The 21,221-nt window shown below is 54.6% G+C and carries 21 protein-coding genes; 3 read left to right on the plus strand and 18 right to left on the minus strand.

What is annotated here, in order from left to right; genetic code table 11:
- The first annotated feature begins 102 nt into the window (after positions 1-102).
- On the plus strand, positions 103-2,133 hold the full coding sequence (gene mnmC, locus CWS43_RS06745; RefSeq protein ID WP_101076147.1) for a bifunctional tRNA (5-methylaminomethyl-2-thiouridine)(34)-methyltransferase MnmD/FAD-dependent 5-carboxymethylaminomethyl-2-thiouridine(34) oxidoreductase MnmC: 2,031 nt from the start codon (positions 103-105) through the stop codon (positions 2,131-2,133).
- Between the two features lie 69 nt (positions 2,134-2,202).
- Here mnmC and CWS43_RS06750 read toward each other — a convergent pair whose 3' ends face one another.
- The 6 genes from CWS43_RS06750 to prmB all read right to left on the minus strand — a co-directional run bounded on the left by CWS43_RS06750 (position 2,203) and on the right by prmB (position 6,970).
- Positions 2,203-2,481, minus strand: coding sequence for a YfcL family protein (locus tag CWS43_RS06750; RefSeq protein WP_101076148.1), 279 nt, complete (start codon positions 2,479-2,481; stop codon positions 2,203-2,205).
- A gap of 30 nt (positions 2,482-2,511) precedes the next feature.
- Positions 2,512-3,069: an elongation factor P hydroxylase gene (locus CWS43_RS06755; RefSeq protein ID WP_101076149.1), complete on the minus strand. Its 558-nt coding sequence runs from the start codon at positions 3,067-3,069 to the stop codon at positions 2,512-2,514.
- A gap of 94 nt (positions 3,070-3,163) precedes the next feature.
- Positions 3,164-3,964, minus strand: coding sequence for a sulfite exporter TauE/SafE family protein (locus tag CWS43_RS06760; RefSeq protein ID WP_101076150.1), 801 nt, complete (start codon positions 3,962-3,964; stop codon positions 3,164-3,166).
- Between the two features lie 47 nt (positions 3,965-4,011).
- On the minus strand, positions 4,012-4,785 hold the full coding sequence (gene mepA, locus CWS43_RS06765) for a penicillin-insensitive murein endopeptidase (protein WP_101076466.1): 774 nt from the start codon (positions 4,783-4,785) through the stop codon (positions 4,012-4,014).
- Positions 4,786-4,870: 85 nt separating this feature from the next.
- Positions 4,871-5,956 carry a chorismate synthase gene (aroC, locus tag CWS43_RS06770; RefSeq protein WP_101076151.1) on the minus strand — a complete coding sequence of 362 codons (1,086 nt, stop codon included), beginning with the start codon at positions 5,954-5,956 and terminating at the stop codon, positions 4,871-4,873.
- Between the two features lie 81 nt (positions 5,957-6,037).
- Positions 6,038-6,970 carry a 50S ribosomal protein L3 N(5)-glutamine methyltransferase gene (gene prmB / locus CWS43_RS06775; protein WP_101076152.1) on the minus strand — a complete coding sequence of 311 codons (933 nt, stop codon included), beginning with the start codon at positions 6,968-6,970 and terminating at the stop codon, positions 6,038-6,040.
- 202 nt (positions 6,971-7,172) lie between these two features.
- Here prmB and smrB point away from each other — a divergent pair, with 202 nt between their 5' ends.
- Positions 7,173-7,712 carry an endonuclease SmrB gene (gene smrB / locus CWS43_RS06780; protein ID WP_101076467.1) on the plus strand — a complete coding sequence of 180 codons (540 nt, stop codon included), beginning with the start codon at positions 7,173-7,175 and terminating at the stop codon, positions 7,710-7,712.
- Positions 7,713-7,796: 84 nt separating this feature from the next.
- On the opposite strand, the gene sixA is transcribed toward smrB, so the two are convergent.
- The 4 genes from sixA to CWS43_RS06800 form a co-directional block, all read right to left on the minus strand.
- On the minus strand, positions 7,797-8,285 hold the full coding sequence (gene sixA / locus CWS43_RS06785; protein WP_101076153.1) for a phosphohistidine phosphatase SixA: 489 nt from the start codon (positions 8,283-8,285) through the stop codon (positions 7,797-7,799).
- A gap of 447 nt (positions 8,286-8,732) precedes the next feature.
- Entirely contained in the window at positions 8,733-10,889 is a 2,157-nt protein-coding gene (gene fadJ, locus CWS43_RS06790; protein WP_101076154.1) for a fatty acid oxidation complex subunit alpha FadJ, read from the minus strand.
- Between the two features lie 8 nt (positions 10,890-10,897).
- Positions 10,898-12,211 (minus strand): acetyl-CoA C-acyltransferase FadI, encoded by a 1,314-nt coding sequence (fadI, locus tag CWS43_RS06795; RefSeq protein WP_101076155.1) that lies wholly within the window; start codon positions 12,209-12,211, stop codon positions 10,898-10,900.
- Positions 12,212-12,415: 204 nt separating this feature from the next.
- Entirely contained in the window at positions 12,416-12,748 is a 333-nt protein-coding gene (locus tag CWS43_RS06800) for a YfcZ/YiiS family protein (RefSeq protein ID WP_101076468.1), read from the minus strand.
- A 416-nt stretch (positions 12,749-13,164) separates the two neighbouring features.
- Between CWS43_RS06800 and fadL the strand changes: the two genes are divergently transcribed.
- Positions 13,165-14,442: a long-chain fatty acid transporter FadL gene (gene fadL, locus CWS43_RS06805; protein WP_101076156.1), complete on the plus strand. Its 1,278-nt coding sequence runs from the start codon at positions 13,165-13,167 to the stop codon at positions 14,440-14,442.
- Between the two features lie 74 nt (positions 14,443-14,516).
- On the opposite strand, the gene mlaA is transcribed toward fadL, so the two are convergent.
- Genes mlaA through CWS43_RS06845 form a run of 8 tightly spaced genes read right to left on the minus strand, consistent with a single transcriptional unit; the run spans position 14,517 to position 21,012 of the window.
- Positions 14,517-15,284: a phospholipid-binding lipoprotein MlaA gene (gene mlaA, locus CWS43_RS06810; protein WP_101076157.1), complete on the minus strand. Its 768-nt coding sequence runs from the start codon at positions 15,282-15,284 to the stop codon at positions 14,517-14,519.
- A 34-nt stretch (positions 15,285-15,318) separates the two neighbouring features.
- The gene (ccmI, locus tag CWS43_RS06815) at positions 15,319-16,533 is read right to left on the minus strand and encodes a c-type cytochrome biogenesis protein CcmI (RefSeq protein WP_101076158.1); all 1,215 of its coding nucleotides are present in this window, start codon (positions 16,531-16,533) and stop codon (positions 15,319-15,321) included.
- Positions 16,530-17,015 carry a cytochrome c-type biogenesis protein gene (locus CWS43_RS06820; RefSeq protein WP_101076159.1) on the minus strand — a complete coding sequence of 162 codons (486 nt, stop codon included), beginning with the start codon at positions 17,013-17,015 and terminating at the stop codon, positions 16,530-16,532. The genes ccmI and CWS43_RS06820 overlap by 4 nt, the downstream gene beginning before the upstream one ends.
- Positions 17,012-17,563: a DsbE family thiol:disulfide interchange protein gene (locus CWS43_RS06825; RefSeq protein ID WP_101076160.1), complete on the minus strand. Its 552-nt coding sequence runs from the start codon at positions 17,561-17,563 to the stop codon at positions 17,012-17,014. Before CWS43_RS06825 ends, CWS43_RS06820 begins: the two co-directional genes overlap by 4 nt.
- On the minus strand, positions 17,560-19,530 hold the full coding sequence (locus CWS43_RS06830) for a heme lyase CcmF/NrfE family subunit (RefSeq protein WP_101076161.1): 1,971 nt from the start codon (positions 19,528-19,530) through the stop codon (positions 17,560-17,562). The genes CWS43_RS06825 and CWS43_RS06830 overlap by 4 nt, the downstream gene beginning before the upstream one ends.
- Positions 19,527-20,021 (minus strand): cytochrome c maturation protein CcmE, encoded by a 495-nt coding sequence (gene ccmE / locus CWS43_RS06835; protein ID WP_101076162.1) that lies wholly within the window; start codon positions 20,019-20,021, stop codon positions 19,527-19,529. Before ccmE ends, CWS43_RS06830 begins: the two co-directional genes overlap by 4 nt.
- Entirely contained in the window at positions 20,018-20,278 is a 261-nt protein-coding gene (gene ccmD, locus CWS43_RS06840) for a heme exporter protein CcmD (protein WP_101076163.1), read from the minus strand. The genes ccmE and ccmD overlap by 4 nt, the downstream gene beginning before the upstream one ends.
- Complete coding sequence (locus CWS43_RS06845; RefSeq protein ID WP_101076164.1) at positions 20,275-21,012, minus strand: heme ABC transporter permease; 738 nt, start codon at positions 21,010-21,012, stop codon at positions 20,275-20,277. The genes ccmD and CWS43_RS06845 overlap by 4 nt, the downstream gene beginning before the upstream one ends.
- Positions 21,013-21,221 lie beyond the last annotated feature (209 nt).

Genomic DNA, 21,221 nt, shown 5'->3' on the forward strand with positions numbered 1-21,221 from the left:
AACAAGTCCGATCAGCAATTCCTTGTGTAAATCGCGGTAAATTTGCGCGAGGTCAAACGCAGCGTTAAACTCCGGCATCGCCTTGAACTGAGAGAGTTTCACGTGAGCCATAACCCGATCACGCCGGCTGAATTAAGCTGGAACGAACAGGGTACACCTGTTTCCCGACATTTTGATGACGTCTATTTTTCCAATCAGGACGGTTTGTTGGAAACACGTCATGTCTTTCTGAATGGCAACCATTTTCCGGCGCGTTTTTCCGCCCACCCTCGCCCGCTTTGCATCATTGCCGAAACCGGTTTTGGCACAGGGCTGAACTTCCTGACGCTGTGGCAGGCGTTCGATGCTTTCCGCGCTGAAAGTCCCGGCGCCACGCTGCAACGCCTGCATTTCATCAGCTACGAAAAATTCCCGTTATCCGCCAGCGATCTGGCTGCTGCCCATGCGCAATGGCCTGAACTGGCTGCGTATTCCGCTGAGCTTTGCGAACAATGGCCGATGCCGTTCGCCGGTTGTCACCGCCTTTTACTCGCGGGCGGACGCATCACGCTCGACCTTTGGTTTGGCGATGTGACTACCCTGCTGCCCGCATGTGACACCAGTATGAATCAGCAGGTCGATGCCTGGTTCCTGGACGGATTTGCGCCATCAAAAAATCCGGACATGTGGACGGAAGCACTTTTCCGTTCGATGGCCAAAATGACCCGCCCGCAGGGAACGTTCGCCACTTTCACCGTCGCCGGTTTTGTGCGCCGCGGCTTGCAGGACGCGGGTTTTGACATCGCGAAAGTGCCCGGGTTCGGTGAAAAGCGGCATATGTTATCCGGCGTTCTGCCCGCAGGAATTGATATTCCTCATCCTGCGCCGTGGTATTTCCGCCCGTCTGCTAAAAATGCCACTGAATTCGCAATTCTTGGCGGCGGCGTCGCCAGCGCCGTACTTTCGCTGGCGCTGTTGCGCCGTGGTTATGCCGTAACGCTGTACTGCGCCGATGAAAAACCGGCGCTGGGCGCATCCGGTAACCGTCAGGGCGCGGTTTATCCGCTGCTCAATGGCCGGGGCGACACGCTGGAACAGTTCTTTGCACATGCCTTTACGTTCGCCCGTCGCCAGTATTTCCAGCTGGAAAAGCTGGGCGTGCCTTTTGATCACGGCTGGAGCGGTGTAACCCAACTGGGGTATGACGAAAAAAGCCAGGGCAAAATTGACGGAATTCTGGGCGGTAACTGGCCGGAAGGGCTGGCGAAAGGGCTGAGTGAAGCCGAGGCTGAAGCATTATGCGGATTGCCTTGCGGCAGCGGCGGTATCACGTATCCGCTGGGAGCCTGGCTGTGCCCGGCGGAACTGACCGCATCGCTGATCGCGCTGGCGCAAACGCAGGGATTAGCGGTGCATTATCGTCAGCGGGCCACGGCGCTAACCCGCGATGCGGGCGAAAACTGGACGCTGAAGTTTGCCGATGGGCATGAAACCCGCCATCAGGCCGTAGTGCTGGCAAACGGTGCGGATATCACTGATTTTGCCCAGAGTGAAAAGCTTCCGGTTTATGCGGTCAGCGGCCAGGTTTCGCATATTCCCACCACGCCGGAACTGAGCAAACTTAAACAAGTGCTGTGCTACGACGGTTATCTGACGCCGGTGAATCCGCTCAACCAGCATCACTGCATCGGTGCCAGCTATCATCGTGCCGATAAATGTACGGATTACCGTGAAGACGATCAGCAGGAAAACCGTCAGCGTTTGCTGAGCTGCCTGCCGGAGCAGCAATGGCCTAAAGACGTGGACGTCAGTGACGCGCAGGCGCGGAACGGCGTGCGCTGCGCCACGCGCGACCACCTGCCGATGATCGGGTCGGTTTCTGATTACGATGCACTTTTGGAAAGTTATCAGAAGTTAGATCTCGACGTTCAGCGCCATCGTCCGGTCGCCAATGCGCCGGTGCATGAGAATCTGTTCCTGTTTGGCGCACTCGGTTCGCGTGGTCTGAGCTCTGCGCCGCTCGGTGCAGAAGTGCTGGCTGCGCAGATTGCCGGTGAGCCACTGCCGCTGGACAGTGAAACGCTGGCCGCGCTGAATCCGAACCGGATGTGGGTGAGAAAATTACTCAAAGGCCGCCCGGTCGAATCCCGCTGATTGCCCTTTTCAGGCAATAAAAAAGCGCAGCCGTAACACCGTGCTGCGCTTTTTTTACTGAGATGCCGGTTAGTTTGGTAATGAAGCCTGATAAAGAGTTTCCCACATGCCCTGAACCAGAGCCTGATCGCGCGGTGATAATTCACCGGCTTTAATGGCTTTATCCAGACCATCCTGAACACGAATTTTCAGCGCTTCGGCGGTATGTTCGCCATTCTCTTCCGCTTCAGCAACCGCGACGGTCAGATGGCCTCGCAGATAGCCACTGGCAAATAATTCATCGTCGCTGGCGCTTTCGACCATGTCGTCGATCAGCGTTAAAATCCGCGTTTCAAATTCTGCGATCATTACTCTTCCTCGTATCCGGACTCTGTTTTTTTATTCAATCGGCTGCAACGCAGGGAAATCTGCAGGCGTCAAAGGGGCGGTATTGTAAAACGATTGTAACGCTTTAATAAAGCGCGCCGGTCTTTCAGGAATGCCCTGATCCAGCATGCGGAGTACTTCTTCACGCACTTTGTTCTGGAAGCCCACGCGGTCTGGCTCGCAATCGCCGCTCAGGTTGTCACAGCTCACGTTGAAATTAAAGCCGGCAGCAGCGCAAAACAGCCATTCATAAGACTGTGGTTTGATTTCCACTTTCTCGAATTCGCTTTGGGTTTGCGCATCGCGGCCATCCGGGCAATACCAGTAACCGAAATCCACCAGCTTGCGGCGTTCAGCGCCTGCAACGCACCAGTGAGAGATTTCATGCATCCCGCTGGCGTAATAGCCGTGTGCAAACACAATGCGGTTAAACGATTCCTGCTCATCAGTGGGCAGATAGATAGGCTCGTCGTCGCCTTTCACCAGGCGCACGTTGAATTCCTCAAAGAAACAGGAATCAAAAATGTCCATCAATTGATGATAGTTATGTGTTGCAGTCGAATCAGACATATTGGCTGTGAAACTCTGTAAGTAAGATCAGGGGCGACAATATACCCTTGATTGAATGACCTATTTCATGACTTCGGGCAAGCATTCTGCAGCTTCAAATATGAAGGGCAAGCCACTGGTGGATTTCGGCACCGTGGTTGTCATAAATCAGTTTACAGCTCATCACCACGGAAACCACCACCACCATCGGGCGAATCATCTTCTGGCCCTTGCTGAGCACCATTCTCGCCCCCAGCCGGGCACCGATAAACTGTCCAGCCGCCATCACAAATCCCAGCACCCAAATCACTTTGCCACCGAGGATAAAGAAGATCAGCCCGCCCAGGTTAGAGGTGAAATTCAGGACTTTTGCATGTGCCGTGGCTTTTGCCAGATTAAACCCGCACAACGTCACGAAAGCCAGCGCATATAATGAACCGGCACCAGGCCCGAAAAACCCATCATAGAAACCGACGCAACCACCGCCTACCAATGCATAGGGCAATGCGTTCAACCTGCGCGCCCGGTCACTTTCACCTAAGCGCGGCGTCAGCAAAAAATACAGGCCAATGCAGATGATCAGGAGCGGCAGGATCTGGCGCAACATATCGGCACGAAGATGTTGGATCAAAATCGCGCCGATCACAGAGCCTGCAAATGTACAGGCGATATTGAGCTTTTGATCGTTGAGATCCACGACACCACGCCGTACAAAGTACAGGCTGGCGGAAAAGGAGCCGCCGATGGATGACAATTTATTGGTCGCAATCGCCTGCGCCGGAGGAACACCCGCCGCCAGCAGCGCAGGAAGGCTGATTAACCCGCCTCCCCCCGCGATGGAATCAATGAAACCAGCAAACAGTGCGACGAAAAATAAAACGACTAACACCCAGGGGGCAACAATCAACCAGTCCATTTCTCTATCAGTCCTGCTCTACGTAGCGAAGAATTATCAAAACGTTATTAAAGAACGTGTTTATCCAGCAGCGCCTGGCAGGTCGGCGGCAACGGAGGTGGTTCAGATTTCACCGGTTTACCGGTAGAAGGTTTCGGCGGCAGGAACCAGCTCTGCAGCTCTGCACCACATCCGTCACCCGGAGGCGGTGGCGCCTGATTCTCGCATTCGGTACTGCCCGCAGGGCAACGCAGACGCACGTGCATATGCGCACGATGACCAAACCACGGACGCACTTTGTGCAGCCATTCACGGTCTGCGCCCGCATCCTGACAAAGCTGTTGTTTGATCGCCGCATTAACAAAAATGCGCACCACGTCTTTATCCTGCGCCGCCATTTTGATCAGCGTTTCGATACGCGGTTGCCACTGGCTCGGCACAATAGATTTGCCGTTAGCACTGACCAGGTCGATCGGCTGCGGTTTCAGCAACATCTGCTCGCTCCAGCGCTGGCGTGGCAGTTGCAGCCAGATATCCACATCCAGCCCGGACTGATGACTGGCATGGCCGCTGCTGAAACGCCCGCCCGCTGGCATCGCCATATCTCCCACCAGCATAGTGCCCAGCCCTTTTTGCTGCGCCTGAGTACCGAGTCGCGTGATGAACGCCAGCAGATCCGGCTGACCAAAATAACGACGCTGATCGGTACGCATCACCTGATAATCTGGTGAGTTCAGGGGCAAAGGTTGCGCGCCAATCTGACATCCGTTGGCATAACTGCCTACCGCCTGCGGTGCGCCGGAAATCGGTTGAGTAATTTTCTGCCACGGCGTTGCCGCCATAGCAGGTGCGCAAAGCGCGAGCGCCAGAAGACTGGCGCAGGCAATTTTAAACGCAGGAACGTTGCGTAAGAATTTCATCGAAGGCTTACCAGCGTGGCACGGTGGAATGAACGTCGCCGTTCTGCGCGCGCTGGCGCAGCAAATGATCCATCAGCACAATTGCCATCATGGCTTCGGCGATCGGCACAGCGCGGATCCCCACGCACGGATCGTGACGGCCTTTGGTGATCATCTCAACCTGCTCGCCTTCACGGTTAATGGTGCGCCCCGGAACGGTGATGCTGGAGGTCGGTTTCAGCGCCAGATGTGCAACCACTGGCTGGCCGCTGCTAATCCCACCAAGAATGCCGCCCGCATGGTTGCTTTCGAAGCCTTTTGGCGTAATTTCATCACGGTTTTCACTGCCGCGTTTCGCTACGACGGCAAAACCATCGCCGATTTCTACGCCTTTCACCGCGTTGATGCTCATCAGCGCATGCGCCAGATCAGCATCAAGGCGATCAAATACCGGTTCGCCCAGGCCAACAGGGACATTTTCCGCGACGACGGTAATTTTCGCGCCGATGGAATCGCCCTCTTTTTTCAGGGCACGCATCAGCTCATCCAGCGTTTCCAGCTTACTGGCATCCGGGCAGAAAAACGGGTTGGTTTCGACCAGATCCCAGTCTTTCAGCTCACAGACGATATCGCCCATCTGTGACATATAACCACGGACTTTCACCCCAAACTTTTCAAGTAAATATTTCTTCGCTACCGCACCCGCAGCAACACGCATCGCCGTTTCACGAGCTGAAGAGCGACCACCGCCGCGGTAATCGCGCACGCCATACTTTTGCTCGTAGGTGTAATCGGCATGCCCCGGACGGAACACGTCTTTGATCGCACTGTAATCCTGCGAGCGCTGGTCGGTATTCTGGATGATCAGACCAATGCTGGTGCCGGTCGTCACGCCTTCAAAGACGCCGGAAAGAATTTTGACTTCGTCGGCTTCGCGACGTTGCGTGGTATAACGCGAGGTCCCCGGACGACGACGGTCGAGATCGTGTTGCAGGTCTGCTTCGGTCAGCGAAATGCCCGGCGGCACGCCATCAATAATACAACCCAGCGCCACGCCGTGGGATTCACCAAAAGTAGTGACGCGGAAAAACTGCCCAATACTGTTCCCTGCCATCACGGCTCCTTAACCATTATGTTGTTTGTTTGATTGCCTGATGACCGGCAATTTGCCGGCCATCGTTGCCTGTATCGGAACTTAGTCGCGGTAGCCGGTGAAGTATTCTGCACAATCCTGCAGTTGCTGTTTAGTCAGCATAAATACACCGTCGCCGCCGTTTTCAAATTCCAGCCAGGTGAACGGGATCTCAGGGTATTGCTCCATCAGATGCACCATGCTGTTACCCACTTCACAAATCAGCACGCCGTCATCGGTCAGATAATCCGGTGCGCAGGCCAAAATACGGCGGGTCAGTTTCAGGCCATCAGTGCCGGAGGCCAGACCAAGAACAGGCTCGTGGCGATATTCCTGCGGCAAATCGGACATGTCTTCTTCGTCAACGTAAGGCGGATTCGTGACGATCAGGTCGTATTGAAGCGGCGGCAGTTCACGGAACAGGTCGGAGCGGATTGGCGTAACCCAGTGTTCAATGCCGTGCGTATCGATATTGCGCTCAGCCACGGCCAGCGCGTCCGCAGAGATATCCACGGCGTCCACTTCCGTTTCCGGGAAAGCATAAGCACAGGCGATAGCAATACAGCCGCTGCCGGTACACATATCGAGGATGTGCTGTGGCTTGTCATGCAAAATGCCGGAGAAGCGGTTGCTGATAAGCTCGCCAATCGGTGAGCGCGGTACTAACACACGTTCGTCGACATAAAACTCCATATCGCAGAACCAGGCTTTATTGGTCAGATAGGCGACCGGAATACGTTCGTTGACGCGACGGATCACGCGCTCAACGATACGGTGGCGTTCGCTGGAGGTCAGGCGCGCCGTGTGCATATCCTCAGGAATGTCGAGCGGTAAAAACACGCTTGGCAAGACCAGCTGCACGGCTTCGTCCCACGGATTATCGGTGCCATGGCCGTAATAAACATTGGCCGCGTTCAGGCGGCTGACGGTCCAGCGCAGCATATCCTGAATGGTATGCAGTTCACTGACGGCTTCGTCGACGAAAATTTTGTCCAATTTTGTTCTCCAGGCAGTACAGGGTTTTTAACAGACGTTTAACCCGTAATTTTCCGCATAGTTTGCCACGAAGCCCGCCACAAATCAGCAGCTAGTCAACGCACTTGCGCGATGTCTCGAAGAATTTAACCCTGAGTTTTCTTTAAACCACAGGGCGACGAAAGGTACACTGTCCGTATTGAGCGAAAATGACGATGAAAAGATGAAGAAAAAACACCAGCTCAGCCCGGAGGAAACCGCGCTCTTTCGCGAGGCTGTGCCGGGCGTCAAGCGCCTGAAAAACGATATAATTACACACCGCCCGAAGCGCAAAAAGGTAACAGAGCTGTCACCTAAAAAGCTGATTCAGGAGCAGGTGGACGCAAGCTACTATTTTTCTGATGAATTCCAGCCGATGTTGCAGGAAGAGGGTCCGGTGCGCCATATCCGGCCAGACGTCAGCCATTTTGAATTGAAAAAATTACGTCGCGGAGATTATTCCCCTGAGTTGTTTCTCGATTTGCACGGATTAACGCAGAAAGAAGCCAAGCAGGAATTAGGGGCGCTGATCGCCGCCTGCCGCCGCGAGCATGTTCACTGCGCGTGCGTCATGCACGGCCACGGCAAACATATTCTCAAGCAGCAAACCCCGCTCTGGCTGGCCCAGCATCCTGACGTTGAAGCCTTTCATCAGGCACCAAAAGAGTTAGGCGGCACCGCGGCCCTGCTGGTGCTCATTGAACTGGATGACAAAATCAGCTGACCGCGAAAAATCACCCGCATTCAGAAACGAGAAGGGCACAGCATAAGCTGTGCCCTTCTTTGTGTCGTTTTTCGTCCCGAAAAACTACACTTTTGCCATCACCTGGCACGGACTAAACTGCCAGTCAAAGCTGCCCTGCCCGGTTTGCGCATTCAGCTCCACGCTCGCCATTGCAGAGGTAGCGAACATCGGCGGGCAAACTCCCGGACACAGTTCTGCGACCAGATAGCCCACCAGCGGCAGGTGGGAAACCACCAGTACCGCGTTGACGCCCGTCTGCGCCAGATGCTGCAGTTCGCTGGCGACCAGGGCTGGATCGCCGCCCGGCGTCAGTTCCTTCAGAATATCAATTTCAACATTTTCAGGCAGAGCCAGACACTGACGAACTTTTTCGAGTGTCTGCTGCGCACGCAGGTAAGGACTGACCAGAACGCGATCAATGTTGATACCCCGGCCATTCAGCCACGCCGCCATATGTACTGATTCGTCACATCCGCATTCGCTTAACGGGCGAACCGAATCGCTGGCAGCTTCAAGAACCGCATCACCGTGACGCATAATTACAACTTGCATATTGCACCGCTTTTGTTAACAAAAATAGCGCTATACAGAAACGCCTTGCGTGCTGTATTACCCATTGCCCAGCCTTTTTGATCGCCGTTCGGGCGACCCTTCTCATTACAAGATAACTGTAAGGCAGTACATCCACTTAACACGCCGTGCCCACAGATTCTGTCTGTGCAGCAACAGCGGTCGGGCATTTTGCCTGAAAGTTCGCGTAAAGAAAACGCTGTTTTTTACACCAACCCTTACAGCTTGTAAACCATTGCGGCGAATATTTAACCACTCGGGTTGTAGATCAACCGCTTGGGATTGTTCGTACACAAAGCCGGCCTCACCATAAAAAAGATCCCGCGCGCTGTCGTCAGGCTGCAAGCAGGATCCGTTCCAGATTGTCGCGAAACTCAGCATTAAGCAGTGATATTGGTCACACTCTGCCGACCTTTTCGCGCACCGCTCTCAGGGGCAGAAACGTGCCCCCTGCTCCGCCCGTTGCCGCAGACCTTCACACGGCGTGAAATGCTCACCATACCGCTGTGCCAGCTGTTCCAGCGTTTTCACCACGCTGGCGGCTTCCAGCGTATCGATGTAACGGAACGGCCCACCACGAAACGGCGGGAAACCAATACCGAAGACTGCGCCAAGATCACCATCGCGCGGGCTGCGGATAACATTTTCATCCAGGCAGCGTACGGCTTCATTCAGCATCAGCATGACGCAGCGCTGTGCGATCTCTTCGCCCGACAACTGCGTTTTAGGCGTGACATTCAGCAAACGGTAGACCGACGGATCGACCTGCTTTTTCTTCGCCCCGCGCCCTTTCTGGCCGTAGAGATAAAAACCTTTGCCATTTTTTCGGCCTTTGCGGTCGTCTTGCAAGACAGCGTCAAAGCCAGAAGGCGCGGCAAAACGCTCACCAAACGCCTCGACCAGAATCGGGCCGATTTTGGTACCAACGTCAATGCCCACTTCGTCGAGAAGCTGAATGGGTCCGACCGGGAAACCAAAATTCACCAGCGCGTTATCGATGTGATCGACAGGTTCACCGGCCAGCAGGCAGCGTGCCGCTTCGTTGATATAGGGAGCAAGAATGCGGTTTACGTAGAACCCGGCGCTGTCGCCGACCACAATCGCCGTTTTCCCCTGTTTCTTCGCCAGTGAAACCGTGGTCGAAATAGTCTGTGCGCTGGTGCCCGCATGGGGAATAACCTCCACCAGCGGCATTTTGTCTACCGGGCTGAAATAATGCAGGCCGATAACCTGCTCAGGCCTTGTGGCCTTTTCCGCAATCTGATGAATCGGCAGAGAAGAAGTGTTTGAAGCAAAAATAGTGCGCGACGCGGCATTTTTCTCAATTTCCGCCACCATAGATTGCTTGAGCGCCAGGTCTTCAAACACGGCTTCCACCACAATATCAATCTGCGAAAAACCGCTGTAATCCGTGGTGCCGGAAATCAGCATCATCTGCCGCTGCTGTTCGTTACGGGTGAGCCTGCGGCTGCGGACTTTTTTCTCCAGCAGATCCCAGCTGTATTTCAGCGCGTGGCGGATGCCTTCGTGATTAATATCTTTAATGCGCACCGGCAGCCCCGCGCGGGTCGCGGTAACATTCGCAATGCCGCCGCCCATCAGCCCGCCACCGAGGATCCCGACGCGACGAACCGGCAACGGCTCCGCGTCAGCGCCTTTTTCTTTTTTCAGCGCCGTCGAGGCAAAGAATAACCCGCGAAGTGCGGCAGATTGCGGCGTCATGACCAGCTCGCCAAAAGCTTTGGCCTCTGCCTGATAACCGTTTCCGCTGCCCTGATCGAGACCCGTCTGCACCACATCAATAATTTTTTCTGTGGCCGGGTAATTGCCGTGTGTTTTTGCACGGGTCTGTTTACGCACAAAATAGAACAACAGGCTTTTACCCAGCGGGCCGCCCGCCAGACGCGCCGGCCACGGTAAAGGTGGCCGGGATTTACGGCCTTTGGCGACGCGTTCCAGCGCGGTTTTCAGCAAAATGGAATAAGGCACGGCATCATCCACCAGCCCCATTTTCAGTGCCTGTTTCGCACGAATACTGCGCCCCGTGAGCATCATATCCAGCGCTTTCGGCGTGCCGATTAACCGCGGTAAACGCTGCGTGCCACCCGAACCGGGCAACAGCCCCAGCTGAACTTCCGGCAGGCCGAGCTGTGTTTTATCATCCAGAGAGCACACCCGTGAATGACATGCCAGCGCCAGTTCAAGCCCGCCGCCAAGGCAGGCACCGTGGATCGCCGCCACAACCGGCACGGAGAATGAGGCAATCTGCGACATAACCGTCTGGCCTTTTTGCGCCAGCTGGCTGGCTTGTGCCGCCGTTTTACAGCCGGAAATCATCGTAATGTCCGCACCGGCAATAAAGGAATCAGTTTTACCAGAAACCAGCACCAGGCCTTTCAGATTCGGATACTGCTGCGCTTTTTGCAAAATAGCGCAAATTTGCTGAGCAAATTCAGCCTTCAGGGTATTCACTTTTTCACCGGGAACATCAATGGTGATGATGCCGACATGTTCTGCCGTAAACATCAGCGAGAAAGCGGAAACCGGCTCTGCGGCTGACTGTTCTGTCAGCACGGAGTTGTCCATGTTGTCCCTCATTGCGCTGCCTCCAGAATCATTGCGGCGCCCAGACCACCAGCGGCACAGGCCGTCGTCAGCCCGTACTTTCCACCGCGACGGCGTAATTCATGCAGCGTTTGTGTGATCATCCGCGCACCGGTTGCGGCAAACGGGTGGCCATATGCCAGCGAACCGCCTAAAACGTTGAATTTATCCCAGTCGATTTCGCCAACTGCCTGACTGCGCCCCAGTTTTTCACGAGCAAATTCATCACTGGCCAGCATTTTGATGTTTGCCAGCGTCTGCGCGGCAAAGGCCTCATGCATATCAATCAGATCCAGATCCGCCAGCGTCAGCCCGGCGCGGTCTAAAGCCAGCGGCGTGGCATATGCCGGGCCGAGAAGCATATCTTCCCAGACATCAATGGCGGAAAACGCAAAGCTCGTGAGATACCCCAGCGGCTTAAGCCCTAATTCGCGAGCGCGGGATTCGCTCATCATCAGAACGGCAGCAGCGCCGTCCGTCAGCGGCGTACTGGTTGCAGCGGTGACAGTGCCGTGTTTACGGTCAAACGCCGGGCGCAGTTTTGCGTATTGCCCGATTTCCGAATTCAGGCGGATGTTGTTGTCTTTTTCCAGCACTTCGCGATAAGGCGGAACCTGTGACGCCATCACCTGTGATTTCAGGTAGCCCTGCTCCCAGGCCAGCGCGGCCAGCGTATGCGAACGGTGCGCCAGCTCATCCTGCTCTTCGCGGGAAATTCCGTGGCTTTTTGCCATCTGTTCGGCGGTATCGCCCATGCGCAGGCCAGTGGAGTATTCCGCCACTGCAGGGGGAACCGGCAACAGATCGCGTAATTTCAGTTTGCTGAAAATCGAAAGACGCTGCGACAACGTGCGGGCCTTATTGACGTCAACCAGTGCTCTGGCGAGGCGTTTACTCACGCCAATCGGCAGCACTGAAGAAGAATCCGCCCCGCCGGCAATCCCGACGCTGACCGTTCCGCTGAGTATGCTTTCCGCAACGTTTGCCACTGCCTGAAAACTGGTCGCGCAGGCGCGGGAAACGCTGTAAGCATCCGTAGAAACATTCATTCCCGTGCCGAGCACGATTTCGCGCGCAATGTTTGGCGCTTCCGGCATCTGGACTACCTGTCCGAACACCAGTTGATCGATATCTTTCGGGTCGATCCCACTTTTTGCCAGCAGCTCACTGACCACAATTTTGCCGAGATCGACGGCAGGAATGCCGTGATAAGCGGTGGCCTGTTTCGCAAACGGCGTGCGTAAACCGTCAACAATCGCAATGCGATCGCCTTCACGCGTCACCAGTGGAATGACTTTATTCATACAAGCTCCTGAGGAAATAGGGTCTTAAGAGGTCAGACCTGATAACTCAGTTTTAACCATGTATTTACATTTGGCAAAGTGAAAGGTATTGAAGTGCGAGCAACAGCAAATTTTTCTGAAATTTGAATGAGAAGAAAGAAGCGGAAGAAATGGCAGGCAAAAAAATACCGCTGGCTGGCAGCGGTATTTTAAAAGCAGGATTAATTAACGTAATCCGAGCTGGAAGATCATCGTCTCTGCCTGGCAGGAGAAAGTGAAATCTACTTTCAGCTCAACGCCACCGTCAACTTTCTCAATCTTACTGTTAATTTCGCAAGGCTCTGATTCAACGCCGCGTGCGCGTTCGGTCAGGGTTTGCAGCATTTCTTTGGCCTGCGCTTCGGTTTCGAAGACGTGCAGGTAAGAAGCGGTGCAATCGGTGTTGTCCATGATGGTGCCCACATCAACACAGCAACAGGCTGCGGTTTCTTCCGCGCCACATTTGTTGATGGAATGCAGAGGTTGGGTGGATTTAGAGGACATGGTTACGTCAGACATAATTTTCTCCCCGGCATCAACGGCAACGTCCACCGTCTGGCCTGTTTGCGAATTAAAGATTTATTTTCAGCCTGTATTTTACGCCACCGGTCTGGCTACAGCTAGCACTTACTTTTTATGTGCCTTTTTGGTGATCCAGATCACCAAAAAGCGTCGGTACGGTTAAAACTAAATCACCCGGTTTACTTTAACGTTTCTTAATTGAACTTTTATTGTTGGTTTTTTGTTAAGTCGATCCAATTTTTTGCATCAAAAAGGAAATATCTGTGAAACATTATTGCAACTACACCACAGGTCAGACCTATACTTCCGTCACTGGTCTGATTTGTCAGACTGATAACGGACCCTACAATCCCGCGCTCATTGTTACTCCATGTAACATTGTTTGATAAAAACATAAAATTGAGGTTTTGGTCATGAACCAGAAAAACCTGTTTAAAAGATCAGCTCTGGCAGCTGCAGTGGCAATTGTTTCCTCCAACGTATATGCAGCAGGTTTTCAGTTAAATGAATATACCGCTGCGGGTTTAGGTCGCTCTTTCTCTGGTGAAGGCGCAATTGCGGATACCGCAGCGTCCGGCAGCCGTAACCCGGCAACCATGACCATGTTTAATCGTCCGGCGTTTTCCATCGGGGCGATTTATGTCGATCCTGATGTCAACATTACCGGTAAATCTCCGGTCACGGGCGCAAGCACCGATGCCAGTAACATTGCACCAAGCCAGTGGATCCCTAATATCCACTTTATTATGCCTCTGAATGACCAGTGGGCAGTGGGGGCTTCGGCGACGTCTAACTACGGGCTGGCAACAGAATTTAACGATAACTATCCGGCAGGCCCGATCGGCGGTGAAACGGACCTCACAACCATTAACACTAACTTAAGTGTTGCTTACCGTTTGAATCAGCATTTTAGCTTCGGTCTGGGCTTTGATGCGGTATACGCAAAAGCGAAAATCACCCGTACAGCCGGTGAACTGTTACCGCTGAAAACCAGAGGCCTGGTCTCAGAAGATACCGAAGCCGCCAAGCTGAAAGGCAATGAATGGGGCTACGGCTGGAACGCCGGTATTTTGTATGAAGTGGATGATAACAACCGCTACGGCTTTACCTACCGCTCAGAAGTTAAAGTCGACTTTGACGGCGAATACCGCAGCAATCTTCCTCAGGTCTTAGGCGGCACCGGCGGCCAGACCGTGCCAGGTGCATTAACCCTGAATCTGCCTGAAATGTGGGAATTGTCCGGCTATAACCGTGTCGCGCCAAAATGGGCGATTCACTACAGCCTGGCGTACACCAGCTGGAGCCAGTTCCAGGAACTGAAAGCAACCGGTTCAAACGGCCAGACGCTGTTCCAAAAAGATGAAGGCTACCATGATGCTTACCGCATAGCGCTGGGTACCACTTATTACTACGACGATAACTGGACCTTCCGTACCGGTATTGCCTTTGATGACAGCCCGGTTCCGGCAGATAACCGCACGATTTCTATCCCGGATCAGGATCGCTTCTGGATTTCAGCCGGTACCACTTACGCCTTTAATAAAGATGCTTCCGTCGATGTCGGCGTGTCGTACATGCATGGTCAGACCGTGAATATCAGCGAGAAAGTGGCTGATGGCGTACCAAACTATGAATTCCAGGCAAAAGGCACCGCCATGCTATACGGCGCGAACTTTAACTACAGCTTCTGATCAACAGACTCTGATGCCGGAAATGAAAAAAGCGCCGAAAGGCGCTTTTTTTACGGGCTTCACTGAACCACTGGTTACTCAGAATCGATATCTTTCAGGTCACCCTGAATCAGCGACGCATTCGGATTGACCTGTGGTGTCAGCTGGCCGCCCTTCGCCAGGAAGTCATGACGCTGGAAGTAAGCTTCACGTATAAACAGATAAGGATCGGCTGAATTTCTCACCAGGCCGTCAGAATCCAGCAACTCAGCACGGGTTTCTACGCCTTCCAGCACCCATTTGCCCGCCGACATCCAGAAGGTCAGGTAACTGAGCATCGGATACAGGTCATCGACCAGATCCCCGCCTTCATCACGAGCGGTCGCACTGCCGTAACCCGGCAACACGACGTAAGGGCCATAGCCCACGCCATAGTGTCCAAGCGTACTGCCGAAGCCCTGCGCCTCTTCACGTGCCAGTTTCGGGTTCGCCATCCCGGCCACGTCGATCAGGCCGCCCATCCCCAAAATAGTGTTCAGGAAGAAGCGGTTGAAGTGGATCGCGGCACGGTACGGATCGCCTTTGAGCAAGGAGTTGACCATGCTGGCCGGTTCATCCAGATTGCTCAGGAAGTTGCTGGTACCGTTACGCGCAGGTTGCGGCACATAATCACGCCACGCCACTGCGACAGGCCGCACAAGGTACGGATCCATATAGTTGTAGTTGAAATTGAACATCGTCCGGTTGAAGCCTTCCAGCGGATCAGATCGTCCCTGTTGTTCACTGTCCGATGATCCGGAAGTGCCGGCACAACCGACCAGAAAAACTGTCGCAAACGCCAGCCCAGTCAGGCGTAAGTTCATGGATATCTCCCTGTTTTTGATCTTCAGTTCCTTATTAAGGAACCTGCTGATTAATCTCAATGCTGACCTGGCCGTTACCGGAAAAATCTGTCAGCGGACTGTCACCGTACCAGTCACCCGATGCTGGCGTTGCCAGGCCATTCTGTGAAATACGAACGCGTACTTTTAATTGATGCAGCGAAGAAAGCAAGCGTTCTGGCATCATCGCATTGCTGTCGTCTACCGTGATTGCCAGCGGGAAGCGGCTCAGCGGCAGTTTTTTAACGGCAACCGGCACCGGGCTGCTGCCATCTGTCACAGAAATAAAGACCGTGCCATCTTGCGGAAGTTTCTGCTGAGCATCAGCAGAAAGCGTTACGTTGACGGCCAGTTTAACCTGATCAAGGCCGGCCTTTTGTTTTGCCTGTTCTATGCTTGCCTGAACCATCTCAAGACGCTTATCACCGGCCGGGAGGATCTTCAACATAACTTCCCACGCACCAATGGCTTGCGGGTAATGGCCTTGTTCATATTCATTATAGGCCAGCAGGCTGAGTACACGCAGATCGCCCTGTGATTTCTCCAGCATACTGCGCAAAAGATTTCCGCCGGTAAGGTTATCTTGCGGATCAGACGAGCGCGTTAACACTTCGGCATAACCCAGTTTCACTGACATATCGTCCGGTGCAAGCTGGTAGGCATGGGCGTAAGCCTGCGTCGCCGTCGCGGCGTTATTAAGCGCCATTCCTACCCGGCCCAGCATCACCCAATCCTGAATATTAGCCGGATTTGCCTGTAAATCGGTACGCAATCCGAGCCCTAAATCCTGCACATCGGTGGCGGTCAGCGGCGTGCCGTGGTCGTCTGCAATGCGGTGACGCAAATCGGGCATGTGTTGCATGACCTGGTTCCACGCGCTCACCTGCCCTAATCCGCCTGCATATAAATAGAGGCCCAGCGTGATGATCACCAGCAAAATCGCGCCCGGCACCAGTGTCCAGCGGCCGATCGGCTGCGCCGCTGCCGGTGCATGACCGTCAGGGATATCGGTCAGCAGATTTTCCTGCAATTCCTGAATATGCGCCGGACGTTCATCCACCACGCCCTGCGCTTCGTCCTGTTCCAGCTCACTTAAACGGTGATGGTAAAACGCTTTATTGAGCGCATCGCGTGAGGTATGTTCCGCGCGATCGCCACGAATAACCGGCACAATAAACAGCGCCAGCGCGATTGCCAGCATCACCAAAATACACAGCCAAAAAATACTCATGATCCTGTCCTGTCGCTGTCTTTAAGTAACTGCGCCAGGCGCTGTTTCTCTTGTTCTGACATTTCTTCTGAGCCGGTTTCGTTCACTACGGCACGGCGGCGGGAACGCATGAAAATCATTCCGGCGCCGATAATCACCACCAGCACAGGGCCGAGCCACAGGATGAGGGTCGAAGGCGTCACCGGCGGTTCATAGGTCACGAAGTTGCCGTAACGCGCCACCATATAGGCTACGATTTGCTGACGATCCTGCCCTTCATTCAGCAGCTGAAACACCTTGGTGCGCATGTCTGCCGCAATAATCGAATCGGACGCCGCAATATTGGTGTTCTGGCATTTAGGGCAGCGCAGTTGCGCGGTGATCTCGCGGTAATCCTGCTCCTGCTGTGGTGACTTGAACTGGTAGGTGTCGATAGCCGCGAAAGCACTGACGCTCAGCAGCATGCCGAGCATTAACGCAGGCAATGCACGTAAGATTTTCATGCGTTACCTCCGTATTTTTTGTACAGCGGCAACACTTCGGTCTGCCAGACTTTCTCATTCAAATCGCCCGCATGGCGATAGCGGATAATGCCCTGGCCGTCGATCAGGAAAGTTTCCGGCGCGCCGTACACACCGAGATCTAACCCCAACATTCCGTCGCCATCGTACAGGCTGAGCATGTACGGATTACCCAGTGTATTCAGCCAGTTAACCGCTTTCTGACGATCGTCTTTGTAATTGAGCCCGACCACGCGCACGCCTTTGGCGGCCAGGGTATTCAGATAATCATGTTCCGCGCGGCAGGTCGGGCACCACGTCGCCCAGACGTTCAGCAGCATCGGTTTGCCGTCGCGCAGCACCGACTGATCGTAAGTCTTTCCGGCCTGCGCCAGCGATTCCAGCTTAAATACCGGCACCGGTTTACCGATCAGTGCAGATTCCAGCAACGTTGGATCATCGCCGTTGGCGTTGCGCGTCAGCTGGACTAAAAATGCCGCTGCCAGCGCCAGAAACAGAACCAGCGGAATAAAGAGAAGCTTACGGTTCATGCCTCAGCCTCCGCGTTGCCCTGTTTCTTGAGTTTTTTACTCATGCGGTAGCGCGGGTCGAGGATACACAGCACGCCGCCCACGGCCATGAAGATGCCGCCCAGCCAGATCCAGCGGACGAACGGTTTGTAGTACAAACGCACCGCCCACGAGCCGTCATCCATCTCTTCGCCCAGCGCGGCGTACAAATCGCGCGCCAGATTGCCGTCGATTGCGGCTTCAGTCATCATGCTGCGCGCCACGCTGTAGAAGCGTTTTTCCGCGTGCAAGGTGGTGACTTTTTTGCCGTTCTGCGTGACGTCGATATTGGCTTCGCCGCCGGTATAGTTCGGGCCGGTGATGTCGCGAACATCACGGAAGATAAAGTGATAATCATGAATATCGACGGTATCGCCAGATTTCATGCGCACATCGCGTTCAACGCTGTAATTCTGGCTAAAGGCAATGCCGATCACCGTCACCGCCACACCCAGATGCCCGAGTACCATGCCCCAGTGGCTGCGGGAAAGTTTGGTCAGGCCGCGCCAGAACGAATGACGGTGCGTGGCGCGCTCGTGCAATTCCATCAGCGTCAGCACAATCACCCATACCGACATCAGCAGGCCGACCACGGTCATACCGACAATTTTATCCTGCAACAGCCACGGCAGAAGAATCGACAGAACCAGCGTCACCACCAGCGCAACGCCCAGACGACGCCACAGCTTGCTCGGCTCGTCACGACGCCAGCGCACCAGCGGGCCGATGCCTAACAACAGCGCCAGCGGTGCCATCAGCCAGGTGAACATCGTATTAAAGAACGGTTCGCCGATGGAAATACTGCCCAGCCCGAGCTGTTTATGGATCAGCGGTAACAGCGTGCCGAGCAAAACCACCAGCATGGCGGCGACCAGCAACACGTTGTTGCCAAGCAGATAACTTTCGCGCGAATGCAGCTCATGACGGCTCGGCGCGCGCACCGAGTTGCCTTTAAAGGCATACAACAGCAGGGACCCGCCGATAACAATCACTAAATATGCGAGGATAAACATGCCACGCGCCGGGTCAGAGGCGAACGAGTGAACCGAGACCAGCACGCCGGAACGCACCAGGAAAGTCCCGAGCAGACACAGCGAGAACGCGGTGATCGCCAGCAGAACGGTCCAGGCTTTGAATGTCCCACGTTTTTCGGTCACGGCGAGCGAGTGGATCAGCGCCGTACCGGCCAGCCAGGGCATAAATGACGCATTCTCGACCGGATCCCAGAACCACCAGCCGCCCCAGCCTAATTCGTAATACGCCCACGCGGAACCGAGCACGATGCCGATGGTCAGAAACACCCACGCCGCCGTGGTCCACGGACGCGACCAGCGCGCCCACGCGGTATCGAGACGCCCGGCCATCAGCGAGGCAATCGCAAACGCGAACGCCACGGAGAAACCGACGTAACCCATATACAGCAACGGCGGATGGAAAATCAGGCCGATATCCTGCAGCACCGGATTCAGGTCACTGCCGTCCACCGGGAAATTCGGCAAAGAGCGGATAAACGGATTCGACGTCAGCAGAATAAACAGCAGGAAACCGCCGGTGATCATGCCCATTACGGCGAGTACGCGCGCCACGGCATCCTGTGGCATCTGGCGGCTGAACAGCGCGACGGCCAGCGTCCAGCAACTGAGCAACAGTACCCATAGCAGCAGCGATCCCTCGTGCGCGCCCCAGGTGGCCGCCACGCGGTAATACACCGGCAAATGGGTATTGGAATTGTTAGCGACATACGCGACGGTGAAATCATTCACCACAAACGCGTGAACCAGAATCGCAAAGGCCAGCACGATGCAGGCAAACATGCCGTACGACAACGGGCGCGCCATCGCCATCATCCGGTTATCCTGCCGCGCCGCGCCCCATTGCGGATAAATACTCAGTAAAACCGCCAGACCTAACGCCAGACAGAGTGCAAATGTTCCCAGTTCCGGCATCATGAGCGGTTGTTTCCTTTATCGTTACCCACATAGGCCGAAGCCGGTCCTTTATGGTTTTCTTTCATGGCGTCGGCAACTTCCGGCGGCACATATTTTTCATCGTGTTTAGCCAGAACCTGGATCGCATTCACGACATTCCCCGGCTCCATCACTCCCTGCGCCACCACGCCCTGCCCTTCACGGAACAGGTCCGGCAGAATGCCGTTGTAGGTCACTGCAATCGCGCCGCGCGCATCATAAATCTTGAAACTCACCTGCAGGCTTTTCGGATCACGCTTCACCGAACCGGGCATCACCATGCCGCCGATCCGCAGACGCTGGCCGACTTCCGGCATTTCGTGGTTTTCGCCTTTGCCCTGCAAGATTTCACTCGGGGTGTAGAACAAATCAATGTTGGAGCGCAGCGCATACATCACCAGTGAAATGCTCAGACCAAGGCCAATCAGCACCACCAGCGCCAGCGACAAACGCTTTTTACGACGTGGATTCACAATAACTTCTCCGGGGAAGTGTCCGGTTCCAGCGGTGACGTCTGCGCGCCTGGCTGTTTTTTAGACTGGGACTGACTAATGCGTTTTTCGCGTGCCTGACGGCGGCGAACTTCATTGAGGATCTGCCGGTGCTGCACAACGGTATGCGCCACCAGCACAATCAGGGAAATCAACGTCGCGGCGACCGACAGCCAGACATAAAAGGCATAGCCGCCCATCGCAAAGAAATCATGCCAGCTCTGGAATGCAGGGCTCATCCGCGACGCTCCTTATTCAACAGACCCGCCACCCACGGACGCAGACGTTCCTGAACCAGTATCAGGTTACGTAAACGCATCAGCGTGAGGGTAATAAAGAAGAACAGATAACCGAAAATCGCCCAGCGCAGCGGATAGCGCATACTCGGGTCGATGGTCTGCTGCATGTTGGTGGAGCCCTGATGGAGCGTGTTCCACCACTGAACGGAGTAATGGATGATAGGAATGTTCACCACGCCGACCAGCACCAGAATACCGGCGGCGCGCCCCGCCAGACGACGATCGTCAAAAGCGTTATACAGCGCAATCACCCCGAGATACAGGAACAACAGCACCAGTTCTGAGGTAAGACGCGCATCCCAGACCCACCACGTTCCCCACATCGGTTTTCCCCATGCAGAGCCGGTGACCAGCGCGATAAATGTGAAAACGGCACCGACCGGTGCCATGGCGGCAACGGCCAGATCGGACATCTTCATCTGCCACACCAGGCCGATGAACGCCGCGACAGCCATCGCGCTGTAAATCCCCATCGACCAGATTGCCGCAGGGACATGAATATACATAATCCGGTAGCTGTTACCTTGCTGGTAGTCGGGCGGCGCATAGCCAAAACCCCATACCCAGCCGATCGCCAGACAGGCAATACCAATAAGCCCGAGCCACGGAATGAACCGGCCACAAACGTGGTAAAGCCGTTCAGGCCGCGCGAGTTGATGTAACCATTTCCACATTGTTATCGTTGCTCACTTTAAAATGTCACTGTGTGGGTTGCCGTGGAGCCTCGGTGGGCTCTTGTGCGGTCAGCCTGAAATCACCCGCACTTATTGTTGGCATCTCTATTGTTCACTATAGAGAAGTGTGATGTTAGTCAAAGGTTGCGATTTTTCTTCTCTATTGTAACGGCACGTAAAATAATTCTGTGTTATAGCGTTCGCAGACA

This window comes from Rahnella sp. AA (genome assembly GCF_002834385.1).
GTDB lineage: Bacteria > Pseudomonadota > Gammaproteobacteria > Enterobacterales > Enterobacteriaceae > Rahnella.